General features: G+C 40.5%; 10 protein-coding genes, 1 tRNA gene and 1 riboswitch. Of the genes, 7 read left to right on the forward strand and 4 right to left on the reverse strand.

The features are described from left to right. Window positions 1-104: 104 nt before the first annotated feature. Window positions 105-2,726 (reverse strand): cyanophycin synthetase, encoded by a 2,622-nt coding sequence (gene cphA / locus JWR87_RS16860; RefSeq protein WP_297822326.1) that lies wholly within the window; start codon window positions 2,724-2,726, stop codon window positions 105-107. 353 nt (window positions 2,727-3,079) lie between these two features. Between cphA and JWR87_RS16865 the strand changes: the two genes are divergently transcribed. Further along, window positions 3,080-3,970, forward strand: a complete 891-nt coding sequence (locus JWR87_RS16865) for a cyanophycinase (RefSeq protein WP_297822328.1) — start codon at window positions 3,080-3,082, stop codon at window positions 3,968-3,970. A gap of 139 nt (window positions 3,971-4,109) precedes the next feature. On the opposite strand, the gene JWR87_RS16870 is transcribed toward JWR87_RS16865, so the two are convergent. After that, on the reverse strand, window positions 4,110-4,442 hold the full coding sequence (locus tag JWR87_RS16870) for a hypothetical protein (protein ID WP_297822330.1): 333 nt from the start codon (window positions 4,440-4,442) through the stop codon (window positions 4,110-4,112). An 8-nt stretch (window positions 4,443-4,450) separates the two neighbouring features. Further along, window positions 4,451-4,777 carry a hypothetical protein gene (locus JWR87_RS16875; protein ID WP_297822332.1) on the reverse strand — a complete coding sequence of 109 codons (327 nt, stop codon included), beginning with the start codon at window positions 4,775-4,777 and terminating at the stop codon, window positions 4,451-4,453. Between the two features lie 297 nt (window positions 4,778-5,074). Between JWR87_RS16875 and JWR87_RS16880 the strand changes: the two genes are divergently transcribed. The 4 genes from JWR87_RS16880 to JWR87_RS16895 all read left to right on the forward strand — a co-directional run bounded on the left by JWR87_RS16880 (window position 5,075) and on the right by JWR87_RS16895 (window position 7,509). Continuing rightward, complete coding sequence (locus tag JWR87_RS16880) at window positions 5,075-6,067, forward strand: D-alanine--D-alanine ligase (protein WP_297822334.1); 993 nt, start codon at window positions 5,075-5,077, stop codon at window positions 6,065-6,067. Window positions 6,068-6,146: 79 nt separating this feature from the next. Then, window positions 6,147-6,926 (forward strand): PASTA domain-containing protein, encoded by a 780-nt coding sequence (locus JWR87_RS16885; RefSeq protein WP_297822336.1) that lies wholly within the window; start codon window positions 6,147-6,149, stop codon window positions 6,924-6,926. A 17-nt stretch (window positions 6,927-6,943) separates the two neighbouring features. Further along, window positions 6,944-7,252 carry a rhodanese-like domain-containing protein gene (locus JWR87_RS16890; protein ID WP_297822338.1) on the forward strand — a complete coding sequence of 103 codons (309 nt, stop codon included), beginning with the start codon at window positions 6,944-6,946 and terminating at the stop codon, window positions 7,250-7,252. 59 nt (window positions 7,253-7,311) lie between these two features. Next, a complete protein-coding gene (locus JWR87_RS16895) occupies window positions 7,312-7,509 on the forward strand; it encodes a hypothetical protein (RefSeq protein WP_297822340.1) in 198 nt (65 codons plus the stop codon). Between the two features lie 102 nt (window positions 7,510-7,611). Here JWR87_RS16895 and JWR87_RS16900 read toward each other — a convergent pair whose 3' ends face one another. Then, entirely contained in the window at window positions 7,612-10,032 is a 2,421-nt protein-coding gene (locus tag JWR87_RS16900; protein ID WP_297822342.1) for a TonB-dependent receptor, read from the reverse strand. Window positions 10,033-10,090: 58 nt separating this feature from the next. Continuing rightward, window positions 10,091-10,193: riboswitch (TPP riboswitch) on the reverse strand. A gap of 95 nt (window positions 10,194-10,288) precedes the next feature. Here JWR87_RS16900 and JWR87_RS16905 point away from each other — a divergent pair. Both JWR87_RS16905 and JWR87_RS16910 read left to right on the forward strand, forming a co-directional pair. Beyond that, a complete protein-coding gene (locus tag JWR87_RS16905) occupies window positions 10,289-11,017 on the forward strand; it encodes a head GIN domain-containing protein (protein ID WP_297822344.1) in 729 nt (242 codons plus the stop codon). Between the two features lie 195 nt (window positions 11,018-11,212). Further along, a tRNA-Met gene (locus JWR87_RS16910) sits at window positions 11,213-11,284 on the forward strand. Window positions 11,285-11,414: the final 130 nt, after the last annotated feature.

Here is an 11,414-nt window from a genome sequence, read left to right on the forward strand (position 1 = left end):
GGCAATCCTAAATGGAGTGCAAAAATAAGGGTTCGAGTTATCCGAACAAATATTTTTTCAAAATTGATAAAGATTTTTCAAGTTCCACCTCGCTTACCACTTACTTAAATCCTTTCCTCCTCTTCTTTCAGTCTCTTAATCAACTCTAGTGAAGCATCTACTTTATCTGCAAGCAGCGTTATCAGTGAACCTGGTTTCGCATTTTTATATGCATATAAAATAGCATCTTTCTCGCTTAAAATAGTGGTTACAGGAATGTCTTTAGATTTTGTTTCGTCTATTCCTTCCATAAGTAAATCAACGATCTCCTCTGCGGTGCGCCCTCTTAAATATTTATCCTGCCTGATAATTATTTCATCAAAATACCTTGCTGAAATTCTTCCAATCTCCTTAATGTCTTCATCTCTTCTATCTCCCGTTCCCGATATGATGCCGACTTTATGTGTGGCATCTATTTTTTTAATGAATTCGCCTAATAAGGTAAGACCAGCCGGGTTGTGGGCAAAGTCGAGCAACACCTGGAATTTCTTGAATTGAAAAAGATTTAATCTGCCAGGCGTTTGTACATCGGAAGGTATAAAAGTGCGGAGTGCCTGTTTTATGTCATCAATCGTAGTATTGCTGTACAGGTAGGTACCTAAAACAGCAGGCAAAGTATTCATAATGTTATGCACCGCCTTTCCTCCAAAAGTGATTGGAATATCTGTTACTTTATGAACCCTTATTTTCCACGTGCCCTTAAGTATAGAAACGTAGCCGTTTTCAAACACAGCAGCATAACCTCCGTCTTCGCAATGTCGTTTTATTCGGGGGTTATTTTCATCCATGCTAAAAAGTGCAATGTTACAGTCCAACCCTTTTCTCATAGCATACACCAGGTCGTCGTCGGCATTTAAAACTGCAAAACCATCCTTAACAACAGTTTCAGGTACAACAGCCTTTACTTTAGCCATCTGTTCAAGGTTATCTATACCGCCTAAACCAATATGGTCGGCACTCACATTCGTAACAATGGCAATATCACAATGCTGAAATGCAAGTCCTGCTTTTAAAATACCACCCCGCGCACACTCTAAAACAGCCAAATCAACTGTAGGATCTTTCAAAACAAATTCAGCACTTACCGGGCCTGTACAATCGCCCCTCATCATAAGGTTATTTTGAATATAAATACCGTCGGAAGTAGTAAAACCTACCTTGTAACCAATTGATCGAAAGATATGAGACATTAACCTCGAAGTAGTTGTTTTACCATTAGTGCCTGTAACAGCGATAATGGGTATACGGCCGGTGCTTTCATTAGGGAAAAGCATTTTAATAACGGGCTCAGAAACGTTGCGGGGTAACCCCACGGTAGGCTCAATATGCATGCGGAAACCAGGCGCGGCGTTTACTTCCAAAACAGCACCGCCGTTTTCTGTAACCGGCTCTTTTAGGTCCGGCGCCATAATATCGATACCGCAAATATCTAATCCTATTATTTTCGAGATCCTTTCGGCCATAAAAATGTTGGCGGGATGCACCTCATCGGTTACGTCGGTGCTGGTACCACCTGTGCTAAGATTGGCTGTGGGTTTTAACAATACCAGCTCATCTTTAGCTGGAATAGATTCAAGTGTATATCCAAGATCAGCCAGCATTTTTTGAGTAAAACTGTCTACTGTTATCCTGGTCAATACCAGCTCGTGCCCAAAACCGCGTCGCGGATCTTTATTTACCTCATCGATCAACCATTGAATGGTATGTTCACCATCGCCTACCACACTTGCCGGCGTACGTAGCGCTGCGCAAATAAATTTGTGATTTATCACCAGCACCCTAAAGTCGAAGCCGGTAATAAAACGTTCGCAAATAACATCCCTGCTGTATATCTGAGCTGCCTCTAAAGCTCGCACGGCATGATCCCAATCGGTTATATTAGTGGTAGCTCCTTTACCGTGGTTTCCATCTACCGGCTTCAATACAAGTGGGTACCCTAACGTTTCAACAGCATCCTGCAACCCTGCTTCCGATCGTATAATGGTTCCTTTAGGAACCGGTATTTCTGCTGCGTCCAGCAGGTTTTTTGTTTCTTCTTTATCTCCCGCAATATCAACTGCAATGTTAGAAGTGGTACTGGCTATAGTAGCACGAATTCTTTTTTGATGTATACCATAACCTAGTTGTACCAGGCTATGCTTATTGAGGCGAATAAATGGAATGCCTCGTTTAGCGGCCTCTTCAACAATTCCCCCGGTAGAAGGTCCAAGGCGTGTATTTTCCCGAATCTCCCGTAAAGTTTGTATGTCTGCTTCAAGATTATACTCAGCTCCATCTGCAAGCGCCTGAACGATTCTAACAGCAGCTTCACCCGCAAACACCCCTGCATCTTCTTCCATGTAGCTATAAACAACGTAGTATTCTCCTTCGTTACCGGTACCCCTCGTACGGCCAAAACCAGTATTCATTCCAGCCAGGGTTTGTAGCTCAAGTGCAATATGTTCAATTACATGGCCCATCCAGGTTCCTTCTTCTACCCGCTCAAAAAAGCCGCCGGGTGTACCAACACTACAACGATGAGTATACATCGAAGGAAGTAGCTTCTTTAATCTATCAAGAAACCCTTCAACTTTATTGGTCGGACGTTGTTCCATTTCTTCAAGATCAAGCCTTATTTGAATTAATTTGTTTCTTCGTACACTCCAATAGTTCGGTCCCCGTAAAATTTTTGTTTCTACAATTTTCATAATGTTCGCGTTGATGTTTTTCGATGAAGCTTTTTAAACGTTGAATTACAATTCCTCATGTATTATTAATTAATCAAATTGCTTACCACCCTGTTGCCATTATCGTAGTACGAATAAATTTAAAGCAGCCGATCATTCCCCACATCAAAGTTCAACTTTGGCCAGCTTACTTTTTTAATTATATTTGGCAGCCGGCACCAGCCAACTTTTCATACTTCTTTAAATACTTCGTTTACGCTTGCAGCGTTAAAAGAAGGTGCAAAGTGCTAAAGTTATATAGTTAAAATGATTGCTCCTGCTATTATGGAACCTACTTAAAGGTTTACATTTGCAACATTGTCTAAACGCTAAAAATGTCGGAAATAAAAGGAAAACTTATTGCAATAGGTGGCGCTGAAGACAAAGGTACTATTCTTGAAAAGGCCCTTGCTATCCACCATAATCTTAATTTTTTTGGATTAGGAATACTCCGTCGTATAGTGGACGAAGCCGGAGGTGTGTTGGCACGTATTGAAGTTGTTACCACGGCTTCAATGATACCTTTTGAAGTAGGAAATAATTACCTGGAGGCATTTGGAAGAATAGGTTGTACAAATGTGGATGTAATGCACATCAGGACGCGCGAAGATGTGCAGGACGAAGACTACATCGAAAGAATTCAAGACTGCGATGCGGTGATGTTTACAGGTGGCAACCAGATGAGACTAACTTCTATTTTTGGTGGTACTAAATTCTTACGAATTATTCAACAACGGTACAGAAATGAACCCTTCACTGTAGCCGGCACATCGGCAGGTGCGATGGCCATGAGCAATACCATGATTTACGAAGGCGATGCATCTAAGGCACACCTTAAAGGCGAAGTAAAAATAACCACAGGCCTTGGGTTTATGCAAAATGTAATTTTCGACTCTCATTTTGAAAAGCGGGGCCGTTTCGGAAGACTTTCACAGGCAGTAGGTGCCAATCCTTCTTGTATCGGAATTGGATTAGGAGAAGATACGGGCATGCTGATAACTGAAGGAAATAAGATGGAAGCTATCGGAAGTGGCATGGTGGTAATTATTGATGGACACGATATCCGCCACAGTAACATTGCCGACATACCTGAAGGAAACCCGATGAGCGTTGAAAATATAAGAGTACACTTATGCGCCAAAGGAAACGGCTTTTTGGTACACGAGCGCCAGTTTGTAGAGCGGATGGCAAAGGAAACTACCCCCATTATGCAGGACTGGGATTAATTTTATCGCGGTGCGTTGTTTTTCCAACATGTAATCTTTTCTCATCACCCGTTGCGTCGCACACTTTTGCTATACACTGCTATTCAACTTTACCCGGCGCCTATTTTCAATCTGCTGCTTATGGCTATGAGCGGGTCTCTTAAGAAGACACACTATATCCGCCTCGTCCAAAACCGCCCCGGGCCACTGAACCTTTAAATGTATTACTGCCAATATTCGACCTTTCTGCCAATCCTCTTGAGTAATAGCCAGCTCTCTGGTAATTACCATTGTTAAAATTACCGTAAGGTCTAAACGCATAATACCAAAGCAGTGCTGTTCCAATGCCTGAATGATGTGCTCTGCTATAAGGAGCTGTAGTATCGCTCCTCATATACACTTTGTTGCCACTCTCCCACTCCTTTTCCCGTTGATTACACGATGCCAATACCGCTGTTATTAAAACCAGTTCTATATATTTTGATTTCTTCATTTCTACCCTTACTTAACAGTTATATAAATTTCATAATCCTTTTTTACAGATACGTTTTTTGTATCTCCGTCTTTATTTTCAGCTACCGTATTTTCATTGCCCAGGGCAGGAATAGTGTCTCTGTATTCTACTGTCTTAAATACATTATTTCGTACCCATACTTTATGAGTTGTCACAAGTTCATCACGCGTACTATCTATATGTGCTATATGAACCGCCGTTTCAACCGAACCTGACTTATTTACTGCATCTGTAACATCCTCATTCTTCTTGTCACAAGCAATAAGTGCGGTTGCCATTAAAGCAACAGGTAGAATGAATTTTAATTTATGCATTTTAAATTTTATTAAATATTAAAACAAGTTTTTATGTTTAAAACTTACTTCCACGTGTAAATATACTATTGACAATATACCCGCTCCTTTTACTTTTTTAAGATTTTTATTTTTACAAAGCTGCAGGTTGGGTAAAGTATAAATTTGGAAACCAGCACACTAAGAAGAGACATTTATTTTTCAAAATTGTTTAGCCTCAATTGCATCCGCATCTATTAATTGCTTTGCGAAATCGCTAATTTCCTTTTACATCTTCCTTGCCATTTTTTTTACTTTCTTTGCGTCACAATTAATGCCATGAGCAAAAAGAAAATTGCTTTTGTAACGGGGGGTTACAGTGGAGAGTCTGTAATCAGTTATAAAAGCGCCGTCACTATTGAAAATAACCTGGATACAGAAAAATACGATGTTTACAAAATAGATATTCATCCTACCGGCTGGTGGTACGAATCGACAGAAGGCGAAGAGATAGCTATAGATAAAAATGATTTTTCGATAAACATCAAAGGCAACAAAATAACTTTTGATGCAGTGCTTATAGGAATTCACGGAACACCAGGTGAAGATGGCAAATTGCAGGGTTATTTTGATATGCTAAAAATTCCTTACACCAGTTGCAATGCAGCAACTTCTGCGCTAACCTTCAATAAACGGTACACTGTGGCAGCAGCAGCTTTTGGCGGCATAAACGTGGCGCGGTCTGTTTTATTAATTAAAAATAATTTTATAAATATAGATGACATTGCGGGTCAGCTGACCTTCCCGGTTTTTATCAAACCGAATAACGGCGGATCTAGTATTGGTATGTCAAAAGTAAATGCGCCTACCGAAGAATTTGGATTGGCTATCGAAAAAGCTTTCAAAGAAGACGACCAGGTACTAATTGAAGAATTTATACAGGGCAGAGAATTTACCATCGGTGTTTTTAAAACTGGCGGAAAGATTATTACAATGCCATTTACTGAAGTAATCAGCAAAAAAGATTTTTTCGACTACGAAGCAAAGTATGTAAAGGGGATGAGTGAAGAAATAACTCCCGCCCGGGTGGAGGAGGCTGTTGCTGAAAAAATAAGCACAAACGCTTCAAAAATTTATGAACTATTAAACTGTCGCGGCGTAGTACGAATAGATTTTATTTACAACGAGGCTAACCAACAGCCTTATATGCTGGAAGTAAATACGGTACCAGGTCAAAGTGAAGCAAGCATTGTTCCGCAGCAGGTGCGTGCAATGGGCTGGACTTTAAAAGAGTTTTATTCGGTGCTAATAGAAGAATGTTTCAGTTATTAATTTATTTTCAACAACATAAAATTATTGCGTGTTTAGATTTATTACCCGGCGACCTCTTTGGATAAGCATTATAGTTGTTATGATACTTACTGCTCTGCTTATCCTGGTCTTTTTCGGTTCACTTGACTTTCTGACGAAACATGGCGATTACCAAAAAGTGCCTTCGATAGTTGGCAAGAGCGTAGATGCTGCAAGGAAACTGCTCGAAGACAAAGGCTTCGAAGTAGAAATTCAGGACAGTCTATATATTGATACTTTTCCAAAACTTGCTGTTATTAAACAAACCCCTGAAGGCGATGCAACAGTAAAAGTTAACCGAACCATTTATCTAACCATTAACAGGGCGCAGCCTCCCCTGGTAGAAATGCCAAACCTGGTAGGCTTTTCGCTCCGTAATGCCCAGATGTATTTGGAAAACCTTGGCCTTCATTTAGGCGACACTACCTTTAGACCAGATATTGCCAAAAATTCCGTGCTCGAACAATTGTACAATAACGAGCCCATTAAATCCGGAACAAAAATTTACATGGGCAGCACTATCAGCTTTGTTTTAGGTAACGGCATCGGAGATTTGGAAATAGGTGTACCCGACTTAATGGGTAAACAATATAGCCAGGTGAGGTCGCTTTTACGAAGTATGGATATCAATTTTACCCCTGTATTTGATGCTGATGTTACAGACTCGGCTCATGCATATGTTACACGGCAAAACCCTACAAAATATGGCGAGGCTATTGATGGTACACGCCGCTACAACAGAATTAAACCGGGTCAAACAATAGACATTTGGTTTAGTACACAACCTTTGCCGATAATTACAGATAGTACTAAAGTGGCTGCCGGACCGGTTGAACAATAACATAAATAAACACAGTTATGCGACAAATAACAGTCGACCAGTTAAAAGCCCGGATAGATGCCGGTGAAAAATTAAATATACTTGATGTGAGGGAAGATATTGAAAGGGCCGATTTCAATATTGGCGGAACTCATTTTCGCCTGGGCCGCATACAAAGCATGGCAATTGAAGATATAGAAGATTTAAAAGACGAGGAAGTAATTGTGTATTGCAGAAGTGGCAACCGTAGCCAGCAGGCGTGCATGATGCTTGAACACATGGGCTTTAAAAATACAGTAAACGTTGCCGGCGGCATGTTGAATTGGGAACAGAAATTTGGAAGATAGTATTTGGTAACCAACAGCGGTTCACTGGTGTAATTTCTGTTGCGTCGCACACTTGTACTTTGGCTAATTCTATTAAGCATTTCTCGTATTATGTTATTGAAACGAATAAGGGCGGCAATGATGCCGCCCTTATTCGTTTTAATCTTTTTAACACCCAATTCTTCCTTTGTATAAACATCTTCCAAAAAGCTGCCATGCCTGCCCAGATTTTTTATTCGGCACAAGTGAGTGACACAACAATGCTGATAAAAGAATAAATGCCGGCAACATTAAAAAGCTCTTTTTAAAATTAAAGCTTTCAGCAAGGGTTTCATTTATATCAATTTCAAAGAAAGTCTCCGAAATCCTCCATACCGGTTCTACAATTTAATATTTATCCCCGCCATAAAGTTGGTTCCCGCCATTGGGAAATAGAAATTTTCGGTTGTTGTTTTACCTCCATAAATATAGCTGAAGGTGTATCCGTTAGGTTCGTATTTCTTATTTAAAACGTTGTACAGAGCGGCTACAAGACTCAACTCTTTAAACAACTTATTTTTAATGGTGTAAGCACCTCTTATGTCCTGGACGAAGTATGGCTGTAAACTTCGTCTCAGGTCAGATGTATTGTCAAGATATTGCCTGCTTACATATTTGCCCAATAAGCTTATCTCTACATTCTTTACGGGGATCAGGTTAATTGTAACAGCGCTGGTTACAGAAGGAGAGAAGGAGATATCAGCATTCTTATGAGATATTAAGACCTGTCCCCCATTATCGTAGTCATCAAGATACTCCGGAGAATTGGTTATTTTATTTCGGCTCAGCGAAAGATTTGCGGCTGCATTCATCCAGGTAGCAACCAGGGCTTTACCCTGCAACTCCACCCCCAACCGGTAGCTGTTTGGAACGTTGACGCGGGTGTAAGAACCAACATCATTAATTTGACCGGTTAAGATCAATTGGTTTTTGTACAACATGTAATACCCGGTTGCACCATAACTAAATTGGGAAAACCTTTTTTCTATACCAGCTTCAAAGTCATGCAATGTTTCAGCTTTAGGCTGGTTAACTACTCCCGCTTCAAAATCGTTGCGGTTGGGTTCCTTATTTGCTAAAGCATAACTTACAAAAGCGTTCACGCCATTATAGTTATAACTAAATCCTGCTTTAGGGTTTACGAAATTAAAGTCCCTTTTAACAAAAATTGAGGGATTGTTTCTAAAGCCCTTCATGTTGTAATGCACCTTTCTGAATTGTAAGTCGGCATACAAGGTAAATTTGTTACTAAGAGAACGCTCCCATTTGGTGTAGGCGTTCACATCGGTTTTTACAGCATCCAAATCGTAATAACGATAATTTTTAGGCACTCCTACCGCCGCCCAAATTATTTCTCCGTAATGTTTGCCATCGTACTTGTTCCAGCCGCCGCCAACAGTTAGCTGGTCTTTGTTCTTTTTGTATTGCAGCGAAAGTATCTGCCCATAATAATCGTTATCCAGCCAAAGCTGTCTTACAAGATCTGTATTTTTAATAGTGTCAGTTCCAAAAATGGCATTCGGTAAGCCGTAGCTGGAGAACCTGGTTGACGATGTGCTGCCAGCTGCTTGTTCAGCAACAAATCCTTTATATTGCTCGTAATAACCTTTACCCTTTATAAGAAAAAGACCGGTATTAAAAGTCAAATGATCATTGAAAGCATGATTAAAAAACAATTGAAAATGATCTTGCTGGTAGTTATCCGTTTCGTTATTGTAAGGTTCTCCGGGCCTTTCGTTGCCTGCAGAGTTGTAAGTACGATTGGTTTTTAACAGGCTTTCAGGAACACCATTCCAGGCCTGGTAAGTCTTTTCGAGCCCCGAAAAGTAGTTGAACCTGATGCTGGACTTTTTAGCAATGTAAGCAGTTGAAAAATATGCGGACTTAAGATCTGTAGATGCTCTGTCGATAAATCCGTTACTGCTGATTCGGCTAAGCCTTGCATCTACTGTAAAGTGGTCGTTAATTAATCCACTACCCGCCTTAACTGTATTTTTCCATGAGTTAAATGAGCCGTAGCTATTATTAATTTCACCATAGGGCGCTTCATTAAACTCGTTTGTACTAAGATTAATACTTGCTCCAAAAGCGCCGGCCCCATTGCTGCTGGTACCAACGCCACGTTGAATTTGAATGGAATGTACGGAAGACGCAATATCAGGGAGGTCGACAAAATACGATCCCTGGCTTTCTGCATCATTGTAAGGAATGCCGTTAATGGTTACGTTTATACGGGTCGCATCACTTCCCCTGATACGAATTCCGGTATAGCCAATGCCGTTACCTGCATCTGAGTTAATAACAACCCCAGGTGTTTGATTAAGTAAAAACGGAAGATCTTGCCCTAGGTTGTTTTTTGCGATTTCCTGTTTGCTAATATTGGTTTTGGCAAATGGCGCCCTTTCAGAAGCCCGCAACGACCTCACTTCTAAAGGTTCAAGAAAATAAGCATTGTGTGCTAATGTAACATCAACCGTAGTTACGCCCGCACTTACGTCTGCACTTACAACTCTTTTTTGAAGGCTTACGTGTTCTACCAACAACTGGTAAACACCTTTCTTATTTAGCCCCTTAAATTGATAATTACCATTGTTGTCAGTCGCGACGGCTGCAATGTTTCTTCCGTCTCTGGAAAGAGAAACGGTAGCAGCTTCAACAGGCAGCTTGGTGTGTTCATCTACAATATGACCTTTAATAGTGTATTGCGCACTCGATATAAGTGTAATACAAAAGGCAGCAATTGTTCCCAAAAAATGTTTCATTTTCACTTTTTATAATTTAAAAATCGGGAACAGGGAAATGCAGGCAGGAGGGGGCATTAAAAAGAAGTAGCACCTTCCCTTCGCAGGAATTACCCTGTTCAGGTTCAACGGGTTTAATCTCAGCCTTGGCAAATAAGCCGTCAGCACCCCGGGGAAGAAACCATTTGGTTCCTATGCCGCAAAAATAACAGGGAAAATTTGAATTCCCCTGTAACTTTTTTTTTAACCTTGCGTTTAACAGTAAAAAATGCAAGGAATGAAGAAGGTCATTTTATTAATCCTGTTAATTGGTGGCGGTTTTATTAGCAATGCTCAAAACATTGTTTATGATGAAAATGCTGAGGTCCGGACAGTAGAAAAGTTTAATAGTTTAGAGGTTTCGGGCACTTTATCATTATATCTATCGCAAGGACCGACACAGGGAGTTGCTATAAGCGCCGGTGAAGAGAAATATAACAGCAAAATAAAAACGGAAGTAAAAAATGGGGTGCTGCGTATTTCGGTAGATGGCGGTGTATGGAACGGCTTCAACTGGACTAACCGAAAGTTAAAAGCATATGTGACTGTTACAGATATAAATCGCCTTGATGTTTCGGGCGCGTCATATGCCAGCATAAGCGGACCATTAAAAAGCGATGAGTTGAAAATGGATATTTCGGGAGCAAGCGAAGTAAAAGGTATTATTAACGTGTCCAGGCTTAACCTCGATATAAGCGGTGCTTCTGTAGCCAGGTTGTCGGGAACTGCGAAAGATGGTTTGATAGACGCGAGTGGCGCATGTAAAGTAAACAGTTACGAGCTTAGTATAGAAACATGTAAAGCGTCGTCTTCGGGTGCGTCAAACATAAAAGTAACTGTAACAGGCGAGTTAAATGCCGATGCAAGCGGAGGTTCTAATATCTATTACAAAGGGCAGGGAATAGGTAAAGTATTAAATGCAAGCGCAGGAGCAAGTATAAAAAATCGTAGTGGAAGCGATGACTAAAATCAAAAACGCGTAATTAATTTTTTATAATACCGCCATCAGTTTCCAAAGCATCATTGTTGCGTCGCAATCACTTTTACTGCAAAACGTATGGCAACTTTAGCCCTTGCCGCTAGAGCTAAAAAAAAAGAAACAGCGTTTAGGAAAAGAAATTTTTGGTGGATAGTCTTCCACCTATTACTTTTGCAACCAGATCGCGAAGTAGAGCAGCGGTAGCTCGTCGGGCTCATAACCCGAAGGTCGGAGGTTCGAACCCTCCCTTCGCAACTAAAAAAATTAAAGCCTCTTTTTGAGGCTTTTTTTATGTCCCGGTTACAAAGACATTATTGCAATACTTGACCAAAAGCTTCCATCCGAAGACAAATTATCAAACCAGGATTGCCAGCTAATTTTTCTA

It is taken from the genome of Segetibacter sp. (assembly GCF_025963695.1).
Classification (GTDB): Bacteria; Bacteroidota; Bacteroidia; order Chitinophagales; family Chitinophagaceae; genus Segetibacter.

Coding starts and splice junctions, on each gene's coding strand:
- cphA (WP_297822326.1), bottom strand. CDS start 2,726: ATGAAAATTGTAGAAACAAAAATTTTACGGGGACCGAACTATTGGAGT.
- JWR87_RS16865 (WP_297822328.1), top strand. CDS start 3,080: ATGTCGGAAATAAAAGGAAAACTTATTGCAATAGGTGGCGCTGAAGAC.
- JWR87_RS16870 (WP_297822330.1), bottom strand. CDS start 4,442: ATGAAGAAATCAAAATATATAGAACTGGTTTTAATAACAGCGGTATTG.
- JWR87_RS16875 (WP_297822332.1), bottom strand. CDS start 4,777: ATGCATAAATTAAAATTCATTCTACCTGTTGCTTTAATGGCAACCGCA.
- JWR87_RS16880 (WP_297822334.1), top strand. CDS start 5,075: ATGAGCAAAAAGAAAATTGCTTTTGTAACGGGGGGTTACAGTGGAGAG.
- JWR87_RS16885 (WP_297822336.1), top strand. CDS start 6,147: ATGATACTTACTGCTCTGCTTATCCTGGTCTTTTTCGGTTCACTTGAC.
- JWR87_RS16890 (WP_297822338.1), top strand. CDS start 6,944: ATGCGACAAATAACAGTCGACCAGTTAAAAGCCCGGATAGATGCCGGT.
- JWR87_RS16900 (WP_297822342.1), bottom strand. CDS start 10,032: ATGAAACATTTTTTGGGAACAATTGCTGCCTTTTGTATTACACTTATA.
- JWR87_RS16905 (WP_297822344.1), top strand. CDS start 10,289: ATGAAGAAGGTCATTTTATTAATCCTGTTAATTGGTGGCGGTTTTATT.